Below are 23,621 nucleotides of genomic sequence, written 5' to 3' on the forward strand. Positions count from 1 at the left end.
GGGAAGCAACGGCAGTCCCAGAGGCATCCGGTGCGGAAGGACAACCCTTGGCAATTCCTGCGCTTTTGCTGGAGATCTCCTGAGTTCTTGCGTGCTAAATTTGCTCGAGCCTCACTGCCGTGCGGCCGACTGAACTCCGCCGCCGCCTGATCAACGGGCAGCCTGGATCCAACCGAAAGGTAACCGTGGAACGCCGTACGTTCTTGACCATGCCATTGGCGGCCATGGCCGCCCCGGGCGCCCTACTGGCGGCCAACGCAGTCCCGGCCCAAGCCGCTGGCACCATGTCGGTCCCTGCGATCACAACCCCGGCGAATACCCTCAAAGGATTCGGACACGGGGGTAAAGACGCCCTGGCGCTCCAACAGATCAAGAGCCTCAAACTGGACTGGCATTACACCTGGGGTTCGCACCCCAACGTCACAACCACCCCGCCGTTCATTCCCATGGTGAAGAGCGCCAGGACAATGCTGGAGCAGGACGCCTTGGGATACGTGATGCGCCAGCTATCCCAGACTAAAACGAAACACCTTCTGGGGTTCAACGAACCCGACGTGACGGCTCAGGCCAACATGACGGTGGATCAGGCCATCAGCCTTTGGCCCAAGCTCCAGGCGACGGGCCTGCGCCTGGGTTCTCCCGCATGCAAGAACCCTGCCAGCCCCTGGCTGGCCGACTTCATGGCTAAGGCCAAGCGGAAAGGCCTTCGCGTCGATTTTGTGACGACGCACGTCTACGCGTGGCCGAACGCTGACGACTTCCTGAACAAGATCACCATGCTCCACGAAAAATACGGCAAGCCGATCTGGGTGACGGAGTACGCAGTGGCCGATTGGAACGCCACCTCATCCAACCCCTGCCGGTACAGCCGCGCCCAGACCGAGGACTTTATGCGGGCCACGGTAGCGGGACTGCGCGCGATGCCGTTCGTGGAGCGCTTTGCGTGGAAGACGCGCTCAGCAAAAGACATCAAGATGGGATGCTCGGCCCTGTTCCATACGAACGGCAGCCTCACCAGCACGGGCAGGCTCTACGCTTCGCTGTAGGGCCCCGCTGTCGACAAACGACCCCCAACACAGAAAGGATCCCACCAGAGCTCTAAACCTGGTGGGATCCTTTCTCTTGGGTCCGCTGCATCAGCGGCCGGGCTTATCTGGCGGCAGCGAGCTCCAACAGTTCGCTCTTGTGGCCCAAGGAGACGATGTCCCAGCCAGCCGCATTCCATTTCTCGTGATCCAGAACGTTGCGCCCGTCAAACATCCGCTTATGCGCGACAGCTGCCCCCAACTCGGTTGGATCCGTAATGACGAATTCAGACCATTCCGTCAGCAGCATGACCAGGTCGGCATCGGCCACGGCCGTGTCCAGTGAGTCAACATAGTTCAGCCGCGGGTATCGCTTGGCGGCGTTAGCGTTGGCGGCGGGATCGTAGACGCTGACGTCAGCACCGCTGTTATACAACCTCGCAGCCACGTCCAGCGCCGGCGAATCACGGACATCGTCGCTATTGGGCTTGAAGGCGACGCCGAGGACGGCGACGCGCTTGCCCTCCACCTCGCCGAGCAGCGTTTCGGCAACGTGGACCGCACGATCGCGGCGGCGGAGGTTCACTTCATCCACCTCGTTGAGGAAGCGCATGGTGCTGTCCAGGCCCAGTTCGGAGACGCGCGCCTGAAGGGCCCGGATGTCCTTGGGAAGGCAGCCGCCGCCGAAGCCGATGCCGGCGTTGAGGAAGCGGCGGCCGATCCGGGCGTCGAGGCCGATTGCGTCGGCCAGCGTCCGGATGTTACCGCCAACGGTCTCGGTGACTTCGGAGAAAGCGTTGATGAAGGAGATCTTGGTCGCGAGAAAGGCGTTGGCCGCCACCTTGACCAGTTCAGCCGTTTCAAAGTCGGTGGTGATGAACGGGGTGTCGCGGCTGATGGCGTCCGCGTAGACCTCACGCAGGGTGGCCTCCGCAGCCGCGGAATCCACGCCGATCACCAAACGGTCTGGACGCAGGGTGTCCTCCACGGCGAAACCCTCGCGAAGGAACTCTGGGTTCCAAGCGAAGTTGACCGTCACACCGTCGCGTGCTTCGTCGGCCACGAGGCCCTTCAGGCGGCGGGCGGAGCCCACCGGAACCGTGGACTTCCCGACGATGAGGGAGTCTTTGGTGGCCGCCTGGGCGATCGCTGCCACAGAGGCGTCCACATACGTCATGTCCGCTGCGTGTTCGCCGGCGCGCTGCGGGGTGCCGACGGCGATGAAGTGGACGTCCCCGAAAGCGCCCGCCTCCTCGAACGAAGTGGTGAAGCGCAGGCGGCCCGATTCGGTGTGCTTGCGCAACAGCTCGGGCAGGCCCGGCTCGTGGATGGGCAACTCTCCCCTGCTGAGGCTGTCGATCTTTTCCTTATCGACGTCGACGCCCAGGACTTCGAAGCCCAGTTCCGCCATGCATGCCGCATGGGTTGCGCCGAGATATCCCGTACCGATTACGGTTAGACGAAGTGTCACTAGTCCCCCAGTAGCTGCAAGTAAGTTCGTTGCGTGGGCGCAGATGGCGCGACCAAACGGGTCTACTATATATCGTTCGAATCGAGACTCCGGCTTTTGTGAGGGTCCGCGGATGGGTCAACTGCCGTCGCCTCGGGCCAAAGTGTTCAGCCGGCGTCCACAACCGACGTTTGCATCCAAGGCAACCGCGACGCTGACATCGACTCGAATGCACCTCCAACTGGTCCGGATGGCCCGTGGCGTAGGCTCTCGGTTTGGCGCGACTCTCAAGACCCGGAATCAGCGCACTGCGTAACTATGCCCAATGCGGACGTGATCATGGGCATGACGCCGCGGGCTACCGTCTTCATCTGCCGAGGGTGGAAGCGGGCGTTGCTATAGCCGACCCGGTGTTCATTAGCGACAACACTCGTTTGGCATTCCCGAGTGGATGGCCTACGGCCGTCCATCAAAAACGACGATTCTCGTTCGCAGTGGATTTAGGATGCGACGTCCGCTGGATGAGGAACCAACGCCCCAAGTAGAACTACAGTTGGGACTTTGCCGGACGAGGGTCCCTGGAATCCCACGGCGAAATGGAACAACCGGAGTCAACAACTCTCGGAGTCGCTGCTTATGCACGCCGCGACTACGATGTGCAAATGTTTCTTGGATAGGAGAGGGTCTTGTCGAGACGTCGCTGTCCGACGCAGCGGGACCAATCTCCAACGGAGTCCCCCTTCCCGCAACAGCTAGTCGCCGTCGGAACTCGATCATCGCACCTGATTCGGTCGCACGCTGGCTGGGAGTCGCTTCGGGTAGTCTGACTACTAATCTGACTATGACTGCCGGCCGACGCACACGGCCGGCACAAGCACCCAAAGGTATCCGTTGACCTCCACTGACTTCGACCACCTGTCCGACCTCGACCTTCTCCTTGAGAGCGGGCTGTTTAACAGATATTGGTATTCAGCGCAGAGCGATCGATACTTTTCTTCACCGGAAGCAGCCGGCGAGGATTTCCTCATCAACGGTATGACGAAGGAAATGTCCCCTCACCCACTTATGGACTCCCGGTCATGGCCAGACCATCTCCGTCAGGCGTGGAAGCAGGGCAAACTGAAGGCCGTGATGAGTTGGTTTCGGAGGCCGCTAGAGTCACAGCCGGCAATCGGCCCCCTACTTGACCCAAAGCTCCTAAATACGCAATCTCGAATAATCACGTCGAGCGACGTGCAAGGTCATGTGGGAGGGACGCTGGGGTGGTTGATCGAGAATGCCCCCGACGACTACGTCGTTGACCTAGCTAACGGGAGTTGGACCTGGGGCGACGTCCGGAATTCGTGGCCGAGCGTCGTCGATACGATCAAGATTCAAACGTTTCGGTCCCGTCCCCGCGGGCGGAGCACCTGGGACAGAGGAGCAGAGGACTCTTGGCGCCGAGGCATCGCCTCAGTTGATCTTCCCGCCGTTACCGAGGGGCAGCCTCTAGTAAGCGTGATCATGCCTGCATGGAACCGCTCTGAAGTCATCGCGCGTGCGATTCGGTCCGTCCAACGACAGTCGATCCCGTACTGGGAACTGATTGTCGTAGACGACGGGTCGACGGACTCGACTCGCGACGTTGTGCGGCTCATGGCCGAAACAGATCCCCGGATCCATCTGATAGAAGCGGAGCACGGCGGCGTGTGCGCTGCCCGCAATGCTGGCATAGGGAGTGCAGAGGGCAGGTGGATTTCTTTCCTGGACACTGACAACCTTTGGCCGGTCGACTACCTTGAACTCTCATTGAAGGGAGCGGTCGCCGCAGGGGCGCGGGCGGTCTATGCGGGGCTAGAACTCCATAAGGGCGACCAAGTCTCCTACAGGGCCTACAAGGGCGGCGTAGAAGACCTGATGGTGCTCAACCATATTGATCTCAATGTACTCACGGTGGACCGCGAACTGGCCCAAGAGGCCGGTGGATTTGACGAGAGTCTGAAACGCTGGGTGGACCACGATTTCGCTATTCGGATCGCCAAAATTTCGGAGCCTCAGCTTCTGCCGTTCATCGGCTGCAAGTACTGGGACGACCGGGAGGAAGGCAACCGCATCACGACTACCGAGTCTGATTCCTGGCAGTGGGTGGTGCTGGGCAACAACCTCGTTGATTGGGCAAGTATGGAAGCCGGAGAACGAGTTAGCGGACGAGTATCGGTGTCGATGCCCGTCTACCAGGACTGGGCGATGACTGCACGTGCAGTTAGGAGCGTTCTAGACAACTCGGGAGATGTCGATGTTGAGGTCATAATTGTCGACAACGGCTCTGCCTACTTCTACAGCGCACCCTTGGGGCAACTCTTTCACGGCGATCCGCGAGTTCGGTACGTGCGATTGCCCAGAAATCTGAATTACAGCATTGGATCCAACTTCGGAGCATTCCTAGGAACAGGCGAATACACCTGTTTCCTCAACAACGACACAGTGGTACGCGAGGGCTGGCTGCGGCCGATGATCAACCGTCTGCAGGATCCGACGGTCGTAGCTGTTCAACCGCTGCTTCAGTATCCCGACGACTCAATCCAGACTGCGGGGACAGTCTTCATGGCCGACAACTCCTTGCCAGGTCATTTCCTCGCGAATCATCCGCCCGAGGACGCGCGCAACGTGGCCAAGGAGCAATTCTCCGCGATCACGGGGGCTTGCATGCTTTGGAGGACGAGCGACGTCGTTCGGCTCCGGGGATTCGATCCATTTTTTGTGAACGGGATGGAGGACATCGACCTATGTCTCAGGGCGATCAGAGAACTGGGTGGGCACTTCGCTGTTGAGCCCACGTCCCAAGTAACGCACTACGAGAGCAAAACTCCCGGCCGTGGGCTGAACATAAGCAGAAACCGCCTAGAGTTCATCAAGCGGTGGAATAGGCAATTGCCAGCGCCCGAGTCCGATAAATATGCTCGCGCGGGTTTCGTTCTCGCGCATGTGGGCGGAGACAACAACCTAGTTCCCGCTCCCCGGCCAGTCGTCATTCGTTCGCCCGAGGCAAAGCAGCAACGTTGGGGGATCCGCTATGCGTCAACTGGCGGCCACAATGGGGACCGTTGGGGCGATACGTACTATGTCGGATCCCTCGCGGATTCGCTGCGACGGCTCGACCGCGAGGTTGTCGGATACCGACATGGGCACAACACGGACCGAAGTCAGGCATTTGATGATGTAAATCTCGTCGTGCGAGGCCTCGATAGGGTCCACCCTATTCCAGGCGCAACTAATGTGCTGTGGGTCATTAGTCACCCCGAGGAAGTAACCGTGGACGAGCTGCGAGCGTTCGACCTCGTCTACGCCTCTTCTCTTTCATGGTCATCAAAGATGTCCCTGTTGAGCGGCCGCGAAGTCAGACCGCTACTCCAAGCGACGGACGTCTCCCGATTCCATCTCCCGCCAGCTTCGTCGGACGACCGGTGGCGTCCAACTACGTTTGTAGGCGGTAACACCCCAAACCGCGATCGCCCCGTCATCGCCGACGCGCTACGGGCTGGAATTGATCTGACTATCGTCGGGCACGGCTGGGAAGACGTGGTCGAACCACGCATGTATGAGTCGGACAGGATTAGGAATGAAGACCTAGGTGATTTTTACCGGTCCTCAAAACGTGTGCTGGCAGATCACTGGTCCGACATGGCGGAAATGGGCTTCATTCAAAACCGAATCTTCGACGCCGTAGCTTGTGGAACACCCGTGGTAAGTGACGCCGTAACCGGGCTAAGTGACGTCTTCGGCAGCATGGTGCAAGTATACGAATCTGTGGATGAACTCCGGTGGCTGTGCAGCGTTCAGGGGCTCTCCGCATTCGGCAGTGCCGAGGAACGTGCCTTCCAGGCCCGAGAGGTTATGCAGCAACACTCCTTTGATGCTCGCGCGAAGACGCTTGTCACGGATGTTGAGGAATGGCAGACCACCCGAGCACCGGCCCGTCTGGCCGATGGAGCTCCAGATCTCTCGTACGCAGTCCGTTGAGAGTGCATTGGCTTGATCCAGCGGTAGCTACCGCCGACACCGCAGGCTTGCTTCTGCCCCGTACCTGTAATTCAGACTGCCATTTTGAAATCGGACTCCGATGACCACGACTTTGCCTCCAACAACTATAGCCACCATAACCTTTGAAGGGGATCTTCGGCTGACCGTACTTCAAGCACTGTCCATCGACAGGCTTTTCGACGTGGAGGGCGTCCAAGAGTACCTGGTCGTCCTCAATGGATCCGACAATGAATTACTTGGTACCGAATTTCAGAGACACCTGAAAGGAAGAATCAGCACCAATTTGCGAGATAAGCTGCGGCTCATCTCCACTCCGGATCTTCCTCGGGGCGGGGACGGCCGTGGTTGGTACGGGCAGCAGACCCTCAAGCTCGCGCTCTGCGACCTGGTCCAGACCGATGCCTATCTCATGTTAGATGCGAAGAACCATTTCATTCGCCCCTCTCGGATCGAAGATTTTTTTTATGACGGGAAGCCCATAACACAACTGACCCCCACAACTCCCAACTGGACCAAGTACGTGCGTGCCTCGCTTACAGCCTTGGACGTGTTCACGGAGGACAGACTCTCGCAAATGATGCCGACCGTAACCCCATACCTGATGCTCACCAAAGAGGTCGCCAGTACAGCGCGCAGATTAGAGCAAAAGTTCGGGTTACCTCTTGATAAAGCGATCCGGAAAACCGGGGGTGCGACCGAATTTTTCCTCTACTACGCCCACTTAGTCTCGGCATTCGATAACATTCCCTATTCCAATCGCCCCAGCCTCACTCGCACCTTATTTACCCAGTGGCCCCAAGACCACGGCAAGGTGATAGACATGATCTCCGAGGCGGTTGAACAAAACGTCCCGATGTTCGGTCTTCATCGAAACCGGCTCCCCCAGCTTTCGCGGTACCAAATGGATGCAATCAAGGACATGTGGGGAAAGTACCTATTGAAGGACTGGGAAAATCCCGATTGGTTTTTTGCTTATTAGGGATAAAGCTCAGCATGAGGTGATCCCAGATGCCTATGGCAAGCGCCATCTGGACAATAGATGACTTGTTCCTATCGAGGCAAACGGGGCGTCCTACATTAATGCCATGACCGCCCTCTATACTTGTCCATTCGCCCGATCCCATTGATATCTGCGCCATAAATTGACCACTTCCGCCGGCGAAGAAAGCATGGCCGCCACCAACACGACCCGGCGCAGCTCTCGTTCTTTCTCTAGTGACTCACCGCCGAAGCCGAAGCCTCGGCTGCACCTGGATTACAGTGGGTGGCATGCCCATTGCCATCCCCACTGCCGCTGCTGCCGCCCCTTCGCCTCCAGACCGAGTCTCCTGCATTCTCGCGAACGACGCTTTACTCACTCCGTTTCGGGTAGAGAGGGTCGACGAGCGCAAACGAACCGTGACAGGGGCGGTTTATGCGGACGGCCATCTCGTCCCATCGTCACAACGTATCGGCGAGCGTGGCGGTGACCTCGTAGGGTCAGTTGATCCGGAAATCGCTTCACGCGGAGCCGGACATGACCGGTTTAGTGGACGGTGGCTCTACGGCGGGCACTGGATGGCACAGTTTGGACACTTCATCACCGAGACCCTGACTACGCTGTGGCCGCAAATCGACGAAGTGGATGGCCTGATCTTCCACCCCTTCATTTTTGGCGGAAACATCGATACTTGGCAGCTCACGATGGTGCGACGTTTGGGCTGGCGTGTTCCGATTGTAATTGCCCGGCACGGAGCTGTGGTGGAAGAATTGGTGATTCCTGGGCGGCCGTTTATCCTCAACGAGTCAGCTGGCCCCGAGGCGCCTCATGTTTGGAGCCGGGTGGCGTCCCCATGGGCTCCATCGCGTAAGGTCTTTCTTTCTCGATCGGGGCTGGCCGAGGATCCGCGTCGCGTTCCCGGCGACGAGCGGCTGGACGCCCTGATGGCTTCACAGGGGTTCGACGTGCTCCATCCCCAGAACATGTCCCTAAATGACCAGTTGGATGCCGTGGCCGGGGCGAGCGTACTCGCCGGCGTGTCTGGATCGGCGCTGCACCTTTCCGCGTTCTCGCATCCTGGGGCGAAGGTGATAGAGATTGGTGACGCCAGATCGCCACACCGGGCGCTACCGAATCAAAAGGTGATTGACGACGCTGCAGGTCGAACATCGGGGTACGTCCCATTCATCAGCGCAGAGGGTCGAAGGCTGATTCCCGAAACCGAGATGTCTTTGGCAGCACTGCTCAGCGGTTAGAGGGTTTGCCTATTAGAGGCCTCATGACCTGCAGACACCCAAAGTGCTGATCTACGCTGGCCGGATAGGGCATCAGCTCCCGGCCTGAGAGCGGAAGCTCATGGACGTATGAGGCCTAGCACTCGTCAACCCGGCGCGCATAAAACTACTTGTACTGGAAGTGACGTACCGCACAATGACAACGATTGAGCCGGGTGAATTCTCGTCCGCGACGGCCTGGCGCTAATGTCACCGTCGTGCCGATGTTCGCGACTTAGCGAACTGTCAGACGTTACCGGCTCTTCAAGGTTCGTGGCGGAGTGGTTTCCGAATGAGTGTCATGCCGCCGTCCGGGCGGCACTGCTCATGAGGATATCGATTTGTAGTTCCCGGCGTTCCGGTCGCCCCGGGCGGTGCGTTTGATGTTCTTGATGCCGGTGCTGTTTGCCTCGACCTTGGCGGTGGTGGCGTAGGTGACGATGAGGACCTCGATCTCAATCCACCAACGCCAGACGGTGCGGTAGAGCTTGCTCGTTTCCGGCCGTCCGGCGGCGTCCACGAGCAACTTGAGTTCCTCTTTCGCGGCTGCCGCGTCGGCCAGGGAGTCGGTACGCAGGAGCGCCCTGAGCTGGTCTTCGACCTTCCATACCGCCTGCAATTTGCCGGCCTCGTCATCGGCGGTGAGGACCTCCTCCAGCCGGTGGGCGCCGTCTCGGACAGCGTGTCGCCGGTACGCAGGAGCAGCGTCCGGTGGGCCCAGGCCTTGTCGACGGCGCGGCCACGGCGCCCCTTGACCTGCTAGGACAGGTTCTGACGGGGGCTCGGTCATGGCCTGGTTGCCGAGGGAGACCAAATGGAGGTGATCAACCGCGACAGCGGTACGGGGCAGCCACATCCTCAACACTTTGCGGAACGCAGCCGACGGGTCGATCGCGACGACCTGCACTCCCAGCCGCCACGCGAGCGTGCGGGCGAAGAGCCAGTCCCCGACGCCCCCGTGGTCCCGACAGTCTGTTGACGCCAATCGAAAATAGGGCCAAAAACGCCAACTGAAAACGAGGCCACTGACCATTATGGAAGGTGATCACATTAGATGTTGGGCGCAGATTCGCCACCGATACGCGACGGAGAAGATCTCCAAGAGGGAGCTGGCTAAACAGCTCGGGGTTTCCCGGGGGACGGTGGACCGGGCGTTGGAGGCGGAGCGGCCGCCGAAGCATGAGCGGAAGCCGGCCGGTTCGAGCTTCGATGGTTACGCGCCGCAGGTGCGGGCCTTGTTAGTGCAGACGCCGACGATGCCTGCCTCGGTACTGGCCGAACGCGTTGGCTGGGCGGGCGCTGCATCGTTGTTCCAGGACGAGGTCCGTGGACTCCGGCCCGAGTATGTGCCGGCGGATCCCGTGGACCGCCTGGTCCATGAACCGGGACAGGCGATGCAGGGCGAATTATGGTTCCCGCATGAGCCGCTGCCGCTGGGTCACGGGCAGGAGGGCAAGCCTCCGGTGCTGGTGATGACGAGCGCGTTCTCCGGACACATCCAGGCCAGGATGCTGCCGACCCGCACGACCTTTGATCTGCTGGGCGGGATGTGGTCGCTGCTGCAGGAATCCGGTGCAGTGCCCAAGCAGCTGGTCTGGGACAACGAATCAGGGATCGGCCAGGGCCGGCTGACCGAGCCGCAGCGGCGTTTGCCGCATGCTGGGCTGCGAGATCCGGCAGTTACCGCCACGGGGTCCGGAATCCAAGGGCATCGTGGAGCGGATGAACCGTTACTTCCGCCAGGGCTTCATGCCCGGCCGGACCTTCTCGTCCCCACCGAATTTCAATGACCAGCTCGCGGGCTGGCTGCCGCGAGCCAACGCCCGCTACTCCCGGAACCGGCACGGCCCCCCGGGACCGGGACGCGATGCGGCCGTTGACGCCGGTGGCGCCCGAGTTCGCCTTCCGCAGCAGCGTCCGGCTGCCACGGGACTCCTACGTGCGGATCTTCTCCAACGACTATTCCGTGGACCCGGGTGCGATCGGGCGGATCGTGGACGTCGAAGCAGACCTGGAAAAGGTGACCGTTAGCGCCGACGGCCGGCTGCTGGCCAGACACGAACGGCGGTGGGCCCGGCAGCAGATCTTCACCGACCCCGCGCACATCGACAAGGCCGCCTCCCTCCGGCGGATCCACCGCAGCGTCAAGGCCGGACGGTCCACGGTCGTGGAGGAACGGGACCTGTCGATCTATGACGAACTGTTCGGCGTCGCCATCCCCGACGATGCCCGCGAACTCTCCGGAGCCGGCCGGTGAACGGGGCAGTGAAGGACATCGATTACTACGCCCGCGTGCTGCGTGCCCCACGGATCGCCGACGGCTACCGGACCCTCGGAGACCGGGCATGGGAAGCAGGCTGGTCACACGAGGAATAACCTCGCCGCTGTCCTCTCCCGCGAGGTCGCCGAACGCGAAGCCTCCGGGGCCGCACTCCGGATCAGGGCCGCGAGGTTCCCCGGACACAAGCTGCTGGAGGAGTTCAACTTCGACCACCAGCCCGCCGCGGACCGGAACCTCGTCGCGCATCTGGGCACCGGGGTCTTCCTGGAGGAAGCCAAGAACGTGGTCCTGCTCGGCCCGCCCGGCACCGGCAAGACCCATCTTGCTGTCGGGATCGGGACCCGGGCCGCACGCGCCGGGCACCGCGTCCTGTTCGACACAGCGACCGGGTGGGTATCGAGACTGGTCGAAGCCCACGACCGCGGACGCCTGCCCCAGGAACTGGCTAAGCTCCGCCGCTACAAGCTGCTCATCGTTGACGAAGTCTGGTACGTCCTCTTCGACCAGGACTCCGCCAACCCTTTCTTCCAGCTGGTCTCATCCCGCTACGAACACGCCTCCGTGGTACTCACCAGCAACCTCGCCCTCAGCAGGTGGGACGAAGTCTTCAGCGACGCGACAGTGGCCTCGGCAATGATCGACCGGATCGTTCACCACGCAGAAGTCCTGAACCTCACCGGCAGCAGCTACCGGCTCCGAAATAAGACAAGAACCCAAGTACGAGGCTGCCCCGCATGGTGAAAAGGGTGCGGTCCTGCGTGAGTACGGGATTTCCGGGCACGCGGTTAGGAATTGGGCCTACGCTCGGAATCATGATGAGTTTGGTGCAACTCCCACGGGCCATGACACCGAAGCGGCAGCGCCGAGATCGTTCGGTTGCGCCGGGAACTGGCAAAGGCACAGGCGGATCAGGAAGTCCTGACGGCGTTGGAGTCCGCGGGAAAAGCGCACGCGCTCTTGGAGAAACTTGCCGAGAGCGCGGAGCCGGTCCCGCTGCAGACGCAATCCGGGAAGAGGCCGTCACAGGCCTCGTCTCCGACGGGCTGACCGTGGTGGCCGCGTGCCAGGTGATGGGTGTTGCCCGACTTACCTGGTACCGCCACCGCGCCCCGCGGGCCGGCAAAGCGGCGCCGGTACCGCAGAAAGAACGCGTGCAATCGGCGACGCTCACCGGTCAGGAACGCGCCCGCATCGAGGCGTTCCTGACCGATGAGGAGTCCGCAGATCTGAGCGTCTCCCAGGTGTTCTACCGAACCCTTAACCAGGGCATCTATATTGCCTCGGAATCCTATGGCACCGGGTGGCAAGGACAAGAAACTCAACGGCGACTGCAGGATCATGGCCACCCATAAGGCGTCGGTGATTCCGGAGCTCTGCGCGTCCCGCCCGAACCAGGTGTGGTCCTGGGATATCACCGTCCTGCGGTCAGTGGACCGGGGCCGCAACTACCGCCTGTATGTCATCTTGAATGTCTTCGACGTTACGTGGTGGGATGGCGGCTGGAGCCCTCCGAAGGGACGCTGGAAGCGCTCAACATGATCACCGGCGCCCTGTCCCGTGAGCAGGCCAAACCCGAGGTCCTCCACGCCGACAGGGGCTCGGTAATGACCAGCACCGACATGGGCCAGTTTCTGGCCAGGCTCGGCGTCATCGAATCCCGCTCCCGGCCCCGGGTCTCCAATGACAACCCGTTCTCGGAGGCGCAGTTCAAGACCATGAAGTACGACCTGGGCTACCCGCGGCACTTTGCCGATATCGAGCGCGCCAGGGACTGGGCGGACCGCTTCATCCACATCTACAACACCGAGCACCGCCATTCCGGGTTCGGGTACTACACCCCGGACTCCGTCCATGACGGGACCTGGCCCGAAAGCCAACAACGCCCCCAGAGGGCCCTGGACGCTTCGTGGGCAGCCAACCCCCACAGGCACCACCAACGCCCGAGGGCACAAACCGTCCACGCCGAAAGCTGGTTCAACGACCCCAGGAAACGAAAGCGCGAACTAGCAGCTCTGTCTCAAAGAGGTTGACAAGTTCCGTTTCAGGTATCCGGCGCAGATCGTGAGAAGCTCCAACAGGCCGCCGCCGAACAGGTTTAGTCCGTTAGCCAAGCCACAAGTCAACGCTGAGACCGCTAAATCTGGATACTCTTTGCTGCCGTCAAAAAGTCTTCGATGTCGGGAAGCATCATCAAGGGAAGATGCTCATCGATGAGTTCGTCTGGCCAGTTCCACCAAGCAACCTCGAGGAGTCGCTCGACGGCGTCTGGTGGGAATCGATATCTGATGACCTTGGCTGGGTTACCCCCCACGATTGCGTAGGGTGGTACGTCCTTCGTGACCACGGCGTGAGCACCGATCACAGCCCCGTGACCGATTGTTACGCCCGATGCAATGAACGCGCCCCCTCCGATCCACACATCGCTACCGATGGTCACCGCGCCGCGGGAATCGTGGTCAGGCAGACCGGTAGCTGACGGCCACCATGTGTTAAGCGTCGCAAAGGGATAAGTGGAAACTGAGTCGATCCTGTGATTTCCCAGAGCGATTTGAACTCCTGATGCCATCGAGCAGAATTTCCCAATTTCAAGATGGGCGTTGCGTTCGAAGACCATAGGACTGCCGTAGGTGTGATCACCAATGTCCCAGCCGAATCTCGCTATGTTTTCGGCTTGAAGCGTTCTAGTTAGTTGCGGCAGGCGCCCACGGTCGTCCCAGTCGACGCGAGTAAGCGTGAAGGTAATGCTCCCGTTTACGAGCGACTTACCTTCGAATATGACGCTCTCCGCCGTCACTGTGTAGCTCAGTCGGCTGGTGACGCGACCCCTCGTACTGACGAGGAGAAGCGCGCCATTCTCTTCACGCCAACTACTCTCGTTCGGGTTTTGGTAACCCGTAAGAGTGCCGTCTGGTCGGAAGCGAAGGGCGCTGCTGAGTACTCGCTCCCCGGCACGAAATTCCCAAATCCCGCGGGTAAGTTCGGTCACCACGTCTCTCGTCAGTGGCGCTAGTTCTTTCACTCGTGATGTGGGCATGCTGAAAACCCTACAGGAGTGCGGACTGGGATATCGAGGAGTACCGACGATGCCCCGAGAACCTGCGGTTGATCCGTCGGTGAAGCCGTCTGCCAGGATTCCTGCCGGAGTGATGCAGGATATGAGCATGGACGTCGGCGAATTCTGGCCTACCGCGAGACCGGTAATCATCCCCTCGTTCCGGTGCGTTTCATTCGCCACCGCCGAGGGACCAACAAGAGAAACGCTCACTCGTTAATTCGTTTCGAGGGGCCGGATGCGGATGGCTTGGAACTCTGGGTACCAACCGGTCGGCTCATATGCTTTGGGTGGACGCAGAACCCTTTCGTGAAAATAAACTGCGCTGGGCTGCCGTCCTAGAGGCGTGGCGCGATGCCCCCGGCGTGGTAATGGCCGTTGATGCGGTCATTTTCGATCTTCTCCCTGATGACATGTGGAGTAATGCCTCCCGTCCAGGGTCACACAGCGAATACGAAGGCATCTACGGGCTTCGTAATCTCCGGGCTGATTGTGTCAAGTATTTTTGGCCCCAGAGGGGCGATTGAAAGTGGCCCCAGGTTCACGGAACGTTGTTGTGGGTCTCGGGCTCGCGGGACGGTTTTCGCACCGGTTGGCTAAGGGTTCCTGTATCGCCCGGGGGAACGGCAGATGCCGGTCGGGGGTATGGAGTCGGGGCGCCGTCGTTGCTAGCATGTCAGATCTCTTGAGTGGGAGAAATCCATTCTGGAATGGAAAAGGTCCGACCCGGCGTGCGCCGGGCCGGACCCTTTCAGTTAGACGCGCTAACAGTCCAGACCGACTACCCAACCTTGCCGGAGAGTGCGACCAGTACCCCTGCCGTAGCGAAGTATTTGTTGCTTCCCAGATCGCGGATGGTTTTGATTCCCATACCGGCAAGCAGTTCGTCGTGCTTTTCGGTCAGTCCGGCAAGAGCCGAGGGCGGGGCCGAAAGGACCTCGTCCAGAGTCGAGTTCTCGTAGCCCTTGTCCAATGCCTTGCCCAATTCAATCGGAACAGCCATTTTCATGTCCTTTCATCGATGACGGAAAACAAGCCCAGCCAGCCTGCGGCTGCACGAACGCCCGGATTTATCCCTGCGCCGCTGAGAGACACGCTATCGCAGCGTCGGTCTGTGGAACGTGAGCGTGCCGAAGCAATTGCGCCGCGGTTCAGCGCTGACAGCGGATTTTGGCGGGGTTCGGGTACGCCGGCTTGATTAGGGCCTGCGGTCTTGCCGGAGGGAATCCCGGATTTCCGTAAGCAGGGCAATCTGGGGGTCTTCGGCCGCTTCTTCCTTGACGTCCGGGTTGATGCCGAGGCGCCGGTTGCGGCGCTCGACCATGTGGTTCATGGGCACGACGATGACGAAGTAAATGGCTGCCGCCACGAGCACGAAGTTAACAATTGCCGTGAGCAGGACACCGAATTTGATGTCGTTTCCGTTGAGGGTCACGACGGCGAAACTATCGAAGTTCGGAGATCCGACCAGGGCCGCAATGAACGGCATGAGAACGCTTTGGACTAGGGCCGTGACTACGGCACCGAAGGCGGCACCAATCACGACGGCGACGGCAAGGTCTACGACGTTGCCCTTCATGATGAAATTCTTGAATCCGGTCAACATAGCGATCAAACTACCCCACGCGGATGCCGTATCGGTTACTTTTGGGGAAAGTTTCGAGGGGAGTCACCGAGTGCCTGCCGGCGCCCGTGGCATGAGGTCGGATTCACCTCCGTGGGGACCTTGGGTTCCTGCAGCGGGGTTGTTCACCTGTTCCGAACTTCTACGCGCGATGCCATGGGCCAGGCGATAGGAGTCGGTGCCGGTTTCGATGATGGTGCCGTTGAAGGTCAGCCGGTCCACGATGGCGGCGCAGAGGCGCGGGTCGGTGAAGGTTTTGGTCCAGCCGGAGAACGATTCGTTGGAGGCGATGGCGATGGAGTTTTTCTCCTCACGGTCGCTGAGGACCTGGAAGAGGAGTTCGGCGCCTCGACGGTCAAGTTCCATGTAGCCAAGCTCGTCGATGCAGAGCAGGTCCACGCGGCCGTAGCGGGCTATGGTCTTGGCCAGGACCTTCTCGTCTGCGGCTTCGATGAGTTCGTTCACGAGTCGGGTGGCGAGGGTGTATTTGACTCGGTAGCCCTTCTCCGCGGCGGCGGTGCCGAGTCCGATGAGCAGGTGGGATTTGCCGGTTCCGGAGTCCCCAATCAGGCAGAGGGGTTGTCCTTTGCGGATCCATTCTCCGGTGGCCAGGGTGTGGATGGTGGCGGAATTGATGTTCGGGTTCGCGTCGAAGTCAAAGTCCCCGAGCCACTTGTCCCGGGGAAAGTTCGCGGCTTTCACGCGCCGGATCGAGGAGCGCCGGTCCCTGTCGTCGCACTCGGCCAGCAGCAGTTCGGCCAGGAAGCCTTGGTAGGAGAGTTGTTCCTTCCCCGCGACGGCGAGGCCTTCATCGAGGACTGCCCGGATGGTGGGCAGGCGCAGTCGGCGGCAGGCCTGGTCCACGGCGGCAACCGCTGCCTGTTCGGTCAGGCCTCGCCGCCGGCGCAGGGCCGGGGTGATGGTGGTCGCCGGTGCGGTGGGGCTCATGAGATGTTCTCCTTTGACGCGGTTCCTGCGGGGTGTTCCGAACGTTTGGCCAGCAGCTCGTCATAGGCGCGGACCGATGGCAGGGGCCGGCTATCAGGTGGCAGCCCGGCGATGACGGCGACGGGGTCCATGAGGCGGCGCTGGGTGAGACTGACAACTCGTTGCACCTTCTCTTCAGCATGAACACGGGGATGACGGTCCGAACTGGCCCCGCCCCGGCAAGATGTCGTGGCGTGTCTGCGGGCTTCGACCGCGACGACGTCGGCGCTGACCGCGCCCACTACGAGGGCCGCGGTGATGCCTGCGTGGATGTCGCAGGCGTCCATGGACCGGTGGAGGAGCAGGACGTCGATGAGTTCACGGGTCCCGTCGGCGTCGCCGTTGACCCGGCGGGAGGCGGCCCAGAATGCCTCGTGCGCGCTGCTGAACGTCCCGGACTCTCGCGCCCGGGCCAAAGCGGTGGAGCCTGGAAGGGCGCCGGGCTTGGTTTTGAGGACCTCGAGATAGTGGTCCAGCTGGACCGACTGCCCGGACCGGGCGGCGAGCCGCTGATGCCTGGCGACCACGGTGCGGCCATCGAACACCACGACCTCGGACGCCCGCAATGACACCCGGACCCTCCGGCCGATGAACCGGGCCGGGACGGAATACTTCACCATCCGGACGGTGACCATCGAGGACCTGTCGACCCTCGGGTTCAGCGCCAGACCCGGATCAAATTCCTCTGCCGGCAACGGGGCCAGGAACGGCCGTTCGATCTCGAAGTCCTGGCCTATGGTGCGGATCCTGTCATTGATCCTCCTGTCCTCGTCCTGGGCTTCCCATTTGCGGATCCGGTCGTTGAGCTCGTCCAGGGAGTCAGCAACCGGCATCGGTGAAAGCCGGTTGCGGCGGAACCAGCCCACCTCACCTTCAACCCCGCCCTTTTCGTGGGCCCCGGCGATGCCGGGCTGGCAATAGAAGGGGTCGAAGCCGTAGTGGGAACGGAACAACACCCATCTGTCGTTCTCCCGGCGCTGCCGGCCCCTTCCGCGGCGCCGTCGTGTCCTCGGTCAGCATCGCATCGATCGCGCCCTTGAAGGGCTCCAGCCTCCAGGACACGCCTTGTCTCTGTTTACGCTCCGGAGGGGCAGCTGAATCCAGTGCCTGCCTTACCGTTCGCCTGTGAACCCCGTACCGAACCGCCAACGCACGAACCGACAGGCCCTCAACCCGGGCGTCCCTTCGAATCCGCGCGAACAACTCCACTCTCGACTCCATCCAGACCAGCCTTCCGCCGCATCCATCCAGTGATGAATCCAACGTTGAAGGTGGGGCCACAAATAACCGCCACAGGTGCCCGGCGAGTCATGAAGTGGGGCCGGAAATAACCGTCCTGCCGGGGCCATATAAACCTGTCACAGCCACCGGGCTCTCTCCGAGCTGACTGGATTGTCGGTGGAAGTACTTGGGGACGAGCCGTCCACCTTCGCTTACGAGGGAGGCTGGGTCGTGCCGCTGCGTACCGCACATAGCGTCGCCGAAAGGTTGGCCGCCCAGGTGTAATTCCCACGGACGTTGTGAACAGCGTGGCGTGATGTCAAAGCCGAGGGCCTCCGGTATCGATTTGGGTTACCACTCATCTCGACGCCAGGAAGCCCTCGTGCCCTACGTTACCCATGGCAACGCCGACCTCACACCCAAGGCACGAGGAAAGCTCGTGCGTCTGGTCCTTGAGGAGGGCTGGACGCTGCGCCGGGCCGCGGAACGCTTCCAATGCTCACCGGCGACGGCGAAGAAATGGACAGACCGTTACCGTACCTGCGGGGACGCCGGCATGGCCGATGTGTCCTCACGCCCGCGCCGGAGCCCGAACCGGACCGGCGTCCGGACCGAGCCGCGGATCGTGGCGCTGCGGTTCACCCGCCGCTGGGGCCCGCACCGCATCGCAGCCCACCTGCACCTGGCCCGCTCCACCGTCGGCAAGGTACTGGCCCGGTACCGGATGCCCCGGTTGACCTGCCTGGACCAGAGCACCGGCCTGCCCGTGCGCAAGCCCCACCCCAAAGATACGAACACGACCAGCCCGGGGACCTGATCCACGTGGACATCAAGAAGCTCGGACGCATCCCGAGCGGCGGCGGACACCGCGCCCTCGGCCGGGCCAAAGGACGACGGAACAAACGGACAGGAACCGGCTAGGCCTACCTGCACCACGCCGTCGATGACCACTCACGCCTGGCCTGCTCGGAAATCCTCAACGACGAGAAAAAGGAAACCGCCGCCGCCTTCTGGCTGCGCGCCATCGCGTTCTTCGCCGCCCACGGCATCAGGGTCAAGGCCGTGCTGACCGATAACGGAGCCTGCTACCGCTCCCGGGCCTTCGCCGCGGCCCTGGGACCGCAGGTCAGACACCGCAGGACCCGCCCCTACCGACCCCAGACCAACGGCAAGGTGGAACGCTTCAACCGAACCCTCGCCACGAGTGGGCATACGCCCGCCCATACGCTTCAGAACACGGACGCGCTGCCACTTAACAGAGCTGGCTACACCACTACAATCAGCACAGAACCCATACCGGCATCGGAGGCAAAACCCCCATCAGCCGCGTTCACAACGTCCGTGGGAATTACACCGGACCCTGCGAACGTACGGCGCCGGGTGGAACGTGAAGAACGAGAACTCGCTGAGGAAGAAGAAGAAGAAGAAGAAGAAGACTGGCGTTTGCGCAACCCGAGGTCCGGCCCTGGGAAGCAATGGGAAGACAGACGGGAGGAGCGACAACAGTCCTTTGCGCTTCGGCGCAGGTGGGTCGAGGAACAAAGCCTCTCACTCCGCGATGCGGCACTCGAAGCGCAATAGGAGCCGGAGCGGCTGCGCGGCTTGGTGGTATAGGCCATCAAGACGCTCTCGGGCTACGGGCATAAGTCCTACGCCGAGACGTTGCGACGCAACCTTGACGCAGGGTGGTTGCACACAGTCCGCAAAAAGTCTGCAGCAAGCCCCGCGTGGAACAATTTCGGACGACGTTCTACAACCTCAAAACCGCAGAATCTAGGCGTTTTCAACCCCTGCCGATCAAACCCAACGAGGCCTGCTTAGTTCGAGCGGTACTTGGCCCATAGCCTTTCGAGGGCGCCGGCGACGGGAATGTCCCTGATCCGTTCGACAATGATCCAACGTCTACCGCCGTCCATGACGGTCGCGGAGATGACACGGTAGTCAGGCAGATTGACGACACTTTTGGTAGCGTCGGACGCAACAACGATAGGCTCAGTCAAACCTCGTTGGTAGTGTTCCGGTTGAATGCTTAGACACACTTATCCCAGCAGGACACCGGGCCTCTCTTTTATCTACGACACGGAATCAATTCCCTACGAACCACGAAGAGCCACGTTGCCTGTCACGGACCCTCGGAGCCAAAGCCATCCAGTGCTGACGCTCGGTGATCGGCGCTGAAACTCGACATCCACGGATCTACACGCACTTGGCGCTGAAACAGACTTCCGTGCCGGGCCGTCGTGGCCCCGCGATCGGTGTGGTGGGGATCCCACGTCGAAGGCCGATAAGAGCCAGGAAAACTGGAACTATCCACGAGGGACGATGGACGCCCTCGCCACCGTTTCCGAACCTGATTAGCCGCCTCATCCGTAAACCCAGGAGGAGGCTGGACGCCGACCCACTGGTCGATTCTTCCGCGAAGGAAATACTCCTGGGATGCGTTCCATGTATGTCCGCTGGCGCGCTTATTAAACAGAAAATTGAGAGGGTTTCCCTGATAAACCGATCCGCCCGCTGCCGCAATTGCGTCGGCCAGTGCGGTATCGATGGCCCTATTAACCCTTGCCCAATTCCCAACCGATTTGAGATCTTCCCGGCCAAGCAAGATGGTAGGACCTCCAGGATGGCCTCCATATTTGTAAGCCTGCGTAAGACCCCGTCGAACGGTCATGTCCGACTTCGTAAGATAAACAAACTGCACGCCACTGCCAACCAAGATGGCGCGAGAATACTCATGCGAATGGACCAAGTCTTCAAGATGGTGTTCTCCATACCAATCATCGTCGTCCATCTTGGCAACTAGTGCACCATCCGCCATTTGCGACATGGCATTCATGACGTCCCCAAAAACTGCATCAGGCGCGGCTTCGTGAATCAGTGCAGACATCGAATTTAGTGACTCGCGGTCCCTCTTGGAAATGTCGCTCAGGGTGAATCCATGAAAGCCGAATATTGGTTGGATGGGGGTCCAGCTTTGCCGCCTGAGCTGTTCCACTGCGTTGGATATAAAGTCAGGACGCTTGGAGGGAATCAGAACACTGACCGTCGGCCGGGACGAACAAATAGATCCAAGCCCTCCTGCACTCAAGATCGGATTCAGTAGGTTTCTGTGGCCGTGCCCCCTGTATGCGGCCCTGTGGGCTGAAGCGACAAACGACTCCCGAAGCAGCCGTTCCTCGAATACATCCTCAGCCGCACCCATGTAGACATTGAGGAGATCACTTGATAAGTAACGGGCGGTGAGGGGATCCAAGTCGTGGGGAACCACCGGAACGCCAGCTGCGGCGGCGTCAATCAAGAACGATGCCCGTTGAGCCGGACCAAGGTGAGAGTCCGCATAATCATGCACAAATGTAAAACTCCGCAGCGGCCCCAAGAGCCTATCGCTGAGGCGCGAGCGGTCCAATTGGCCAAGAACGACCGACCCTGCGTCCCCAATAAGGCTTTGATTATGCCGGCCCTCCCGACGAATACTGCAGCTACCTGAGGTAGGGAAAGGATCAAACCCAATAGGGTTTATGACTTCTGTATCAACTGGGGGGATCGAAAGGCTCATTTCTGAAACCGCTCCAGGCGCGAAGTGGCCGGCAAAGTCACGGGGCGCGGCAGTGGCGATCCTCTCCCATGAGTACCCGGACGTCTCTGCTACTTGGATGACTGGCGGATGATCCAAGGGGAGCGGGTTGAGGACTTGCGTCGTCATAAGAAGATCAACCTCAGGTTTAGGTCCTGGGTTATTGCCGAGATCGTCCGCCCTCAACGTGGAAGTTGCGAGCCGCTTAGCCACAGCGTCGCTGAAACCCCACCGCGAATCCACGTCAGGAGCCAAGCCAATCCGAATCGACGGCGTGACCCGACGATGTGATGGGAGGCTGCCGCTCAGGGTCGCCGCAATAATTCTCTTCAGTGCCGCGCGCCCCGCGAGCCTAACGTACAACTGAGTATGCTCGATAGGGTCCCGCCGGAAATTACGGCTCATCTCGAGGGCGTGGTGGCCTTCGACCATTCCGGAGGGCACGGACAACATATTGCCTGGCACTTTTCCCCCAACCACGAGCCTAAGTGCCTTGGTGCTGCCAAAAGATTCAGCCGTCAGCTGCAGTGCCTTCAAGTCTGCTACAGACGAGGCAACAACCACAATCTCGTCCATCACCGCGCGCGTATACTTATTGTCTGCGATCGCGACAACTGGTGGGCCATCCGTGACTACGGCAAACTTGGACTGGGGCAGAACTGAAGTAAGTTCCTCATCGCGCCCTGACACACGGCAGTCGATTCTGAGTGTGTTGGTCATGACGCCCTCCGGGAACCAACGCCCATGGCGAGGAAGTCTCCAAGAGGCCGGCTGATCCCCACTTCCTCCCCTGACCTCCACATCTCTCCGAAATTGTCCCGGACATACTGTCGGCTATCGTCGCCACTCGACACTGTGGAAGAAAAACCAGCGCGGCTCAGGGCACGTGTGCGCCAGAATTCAAGAGAGACCCCATCATTCCCAATAACGTACGAGACAAGACCCTTCGGATCATCCATCGCATTCTTCAAAATTCGCTCAACGCTGCCTTCTTCGAGAACTACCCCTGCAGCAACCCTTAACGTGAATGGAGAGGGAAATCCGGACACTGGTGTGCCCTCCGAAAGCGAGATCCGGGAGTTCGCCGAGTAAAACTCCGAAACTTCCCTTTTTACCGCGGGGTCTAGCGAATAAACTTCAATTCCGAGATCAGTAAAGGTCGATGCGAGAAGGCCATCCGCGGTCGCCTGTATAGCCTCGAAACTCTCCCCATCAAGTGCAATGATCTGTGTTCGAATTTTCGGCACCTGCCAGATGGCGTTGGCCAGGCGCGGGCGGGCGCGGTCATGCGCAACGTAGTTGGCAAGAAGACCACGACGGTCGCGCTTGATCTTCTCACCGTTAACGCTCATGGCTCGGAGTCCCAAATGATACCCATGGCATGCCCGATCGGGAATGATTACACCGCCACCCTGAAATGCCCGGAACCCGAATTCGGTATCTTCAACTCCATGCACCCTAAAATCACGGAAGCCTCCGATATAGTCATAGAATCTACGGCTTATCGCCACCCCAGCGCCAACAACGATGTTCCACAGGTCTTCGCGGTTTGCTTGATTATCCCGCGACACCTGGAGGAAGTTGTCAATCCAGTCCTGCCCCTCCTGACCTAGTCGGGGAAGAAGGAGATTCTCGAGGTTCCCAGCCCGTGCGTAAGTTCTTACTGCATCTGCAGTCAAACCGACCGGGTCAATGAAATCGCGGAACCCGAGAACTACGGATTCTTCCAGTACGGCTGGCCACTTAACGTAGTCGGCAATCATTGACCGACTAGCAACAATGTCCGAATCCATGAACATCAAAATCTCGCCTTGGGCATGCTCTGCCCCTGCAGCGCGTGCGGCCCCAGGGCCATCCCCGAGCTCATGCCTGACAATTCGGACGTTCTGGCTCGCCCACGCTGGGCGGCGAAGCACTGGGGACGACCTGTGGTCTACGACGATTACTTCGATCAGGTGAGCTGGGTAGTCCTGACCCGACAGAGCCGCCAAACAAATATCCAGCTGATTTTGACTAGTTCTCGCTGGAATTATGACACTGACTGTGCGGCCATGTGTTTCTATTTGAGGCGGCAACTCCAGCTGCCCCCATTCATTCCACTTAACTGTTTCCATGCCAGACCTAACTGTTTTCA

Annotated in this window: 15 protein-coding genes and 4 pseudogenes; 10 read left to right on the forward strand and 9 right to left on the reverse strand. The window is 60.4% G+C overall.

The genetic code is table 11. The features are described 5' to 3' along the window. Window positions 1-185: 185 nt before the first annotated feature. A complete protein-coding gene (locus AC1MED_RS11485) occupies window positions 186-1,046 on the forward strand; it encodes a glycosyl hydrolase (RefSeq protein ID WP_479783393.1) in 861 nt (286 codons plus the stop codon). A gap of 103 nt (window positions 1,047-1,149) precedes the next feature. Here AC1MED_RS11485 and AC1MED_RS11490 read toward each other — a convergent pair whose 3' ends face one another. Beyond that, on the reverse strand, window positions 1,150-2,436 hold the full coding sequence (locus tag AC1MED_RS11490; RefSeq protein ID WP_479783394.1) for a UDP-glucose dehydrogenase family protein: 1,287 nt from the start codon (window positions 2,434-2,436) through the stop codon (window positions 1,150-1,152). A 930-nt stretch (window positions 2,437-3,366) separates the two neighbouring features. Between AC1MED_RS11490 and AC1MED_RS11495 the strand changes: the two genes are divergently transcribed. The 3 genes from AC1MED_RS11495 (at window position 3,367) to AC1MED_RS11505 (ending at window position 8,730) form a co-directional block, all read left to right on the forward strand. Further along, entirely contained in the window at window positions 3,367-6,474 is a 3,108-nt protein-coding gene (locus AC1MED_RS11495; RefSeq protein WP_479783395.1) for a glycosyltransferase, read from the forward strand. 100 nt (window positions 6,475-6,574) lie between these two features. Next, on the forward strand, window positions 6,575-7,474 hold the full coding sequence (locus AC1MED_RS11500) for a DUF6492 family protein (RefSeq protein WP_479783396.1): 900 nt from the start codon (window positions 6,575-6,577) through the stop codon (window positions 7,472-7,474). A 290-nt stretch (window positions 7,475-7,764) separates the two neighbouring features. Continuing rightward, window positions 7,765-8,730 (forward strand): glycosyltransferase family 61 protein, encoded by a 966-nt coding sequence (locus tag AC1MED_RS11505; protein ID WP_479783397.1) that lies wholly within the window; start codon window positions 7,765-7,767, stop codon window positions 8,728-8,730. 343 nt (window positions 8,731-9,073) lie between these two features. Here AC1MED_RS11505 and AC1MED_RS11510 read toward each other — a convergent pair whose 3' ends face one another. Beyond that, a complete protein-coding gene (locus AC1MED_RS11510; protein WP_479783398.1) occupies window positions 9,074-9,781 on the reverse strand; it encodes an ISL3 family transposase in 708 nt (235 codons plus the stop codon). Window position 9,782: 1 nt separating this feature from the next. On the opposite strand from AC1MED_RS11510, the gene AC1MED_RS11515 reads away from it, so the two are divergent. The 5 genes and pseudogenes from AC1MED_RS11515 to AC1MED_RS11535 all read left to right on the forward strand — a co-directional run bounded on the left by AC1MED_RS11515 (window position 9,783) and on the right by AC1MED_RS11535 (window position 13,059). After that, window positions 9,783-10,538 (forward strand): transposase, encoded by a 756-nt coding sequence (locus AC1MED_RS11515; protein WP_479783399.1) that lies wholly within the window; start codon window positions 9,783-9,785, stop codon window positions 10,536-10,538. Window positions 10,539-10,615: 77 nt separating this feature from the next. Then, a complete protein-coding gene (locus tag AC1MED_RS11520; protein WP_479783400.1) occupies window positions 10,616-11,005 on the forward strand; it encodes a Mu transposase domain-containing protein in 390 nt (129 codons plus the stop codon). Further along, window positions 11,002-11,770, forward strand: a pseudogene (gene istB, locus AC1MED_RS11525) (IS21-like element helper ATPase IstB). The gene AC1MED_RS11520 and the pseudogene istB (AC1MED_RS11525) overlap by 4 nt, the downstream one beginning before the upstream one ends. Before the next feature lie 410 nt (window positions 11,771-12,180). Further along, complete coding sequence (locus AC1MED_RS11530; protein ID WP_479783401.1) at window positions 12,181-12,381, forward strand: hypothetical protein; 201 nt, start codon at window positions 12,181-12,183, stop codon at window positions 12,379-12,381. Between the two features lie 132 nt (window positions 12,382-12,513). Continuing rightward, window positions 12,514-13,059 (forward strand): transposase, encoded by a 546-nt coding sequence (locus AC1MED_RS11535; RefSeq protein WP_479783402.1) that lies wholly within the window; start codon window positions 12,514-12,516, stop codon window positions 13,057-13,059. A gap of 104 nt (window positions 13,060-13,163) precedes the next feature. Here AC1MED_RS11535 and AC1MED_RS11540 read toward each other — a convergent pair whose 3' ends face one another. The 5 genes and pseudogenes from AC1MED_RS11540 to AC1MED_RS11560 all read right to left on the reverse strand — a co-directional run bounded on the left by AC1MED_RS11540 (window position 13,164) and on the right by AC1MED_RS11560 (window position 17,913). After that, window positions 13,164-14,294 (reverse strand): CatB-related O-acetyltransferase, encoded by a 1,131-nt coding sequence (locus AC1MED_RS11540; RefSeq protein WP_479783403.1) that lies wholly within the window; start codon window positions 14,292-14,294, stop codon window positions 13,164-13,166. A 568-nt stretch (window positions 14,295-14,862) separates the two neighbouring features. Then, window positions 14,863-15,084, reverse strand: coding sequence for a hypothetical protein (locus AC1MED_RS11545; protein WP_479783404.1), 222 nt, complete (start codon window positions 15,082-15,084; stop codon window positions 14,863-14,865). A 195-nt stretch (window positions 15,085-15,279) separates the two neighbouring features. Beyond that, a complete protein-coding gene (gene mscL, locus AC1MED_RS11550; RefSeq protein ID WP_066435231.1) occupies window positions 15,280-15,687 on the reverse strand; it encodes a large conductance mechanosensitive channel protein MscL in 408 nt (135 codons plus the stop codon). Window positions 15,688-15,861: 174 nt separating this feature from the next. Continuing rightward, window positions 15,862-16,653, reverse strand: a pseudogene (gene istB, locus AC1MED_RS11555) (IS21-like element helper ATPase IstB); the annotation flags it as partial. After that, window positions 16,650-17,913 (reverse strand): annotated as a pseudogene (locus tag AC1MED_RS11560) (Mu transposase domain-containing protein). The pseudogenes AC1MED_RS11560 and istB (AC1MED_RS11555), both read right to left, overlap by 4 nt. 382 nt (window positions 17,914-18,295) lie before the next feature. Between AC1MED_RS11560 and AC1MED_RS11565 the strand changes: the two are divergent. After that, window positions 18,296-19,304: pseudogene (locus tag AC1MED_RS11565) on the forward strand (IS481 family transposase). A gap of 731 nt (window positions 19,305-20,035) precedes the next feature. On the opposite strand, the gene AC1MED_RS11570 reads toward AC1MED_RS11565, so the two are convergent. Together AC1MED_RS11570 and AC1MED_RS11575 are read right to left on the reverse strand one after the other, a co-directional pair. Continuing rightward, window positions 20,036-22,207, reverse strand: coding sequence for a glycosyltransferase family 2 protein (locus AC1MED_RS11570; RefSeq protein ID WP_479783405.1), 2,172 nt, complete (start codon window positions 22,205-22,207; stop codon window positions 20,036-20,038). Then, the gene (locus tag AC1MED_RS11575) at window positions 22,204-23,601 is read right to left on the reverse strand and encodes a glycosyltransferase family 2 protein (protein ID WP_479783406.1); all 1,398 of its coding nucleotides are present in this window, start codon (window positions 23,599-23,601) and stop codon (window positions 22,204-22,206) included. Before AC1MED_RS11575 ends, AC1MED_RS11570 begins: the two co-directional genes overlap by 4 nt. Between the last annotated feature and the right edge of the window lie 20 nt (window positions 23,602-23,621).

It is taken from the genome of Arthrobacter sp. BI5, assembly GCF_056680065.1.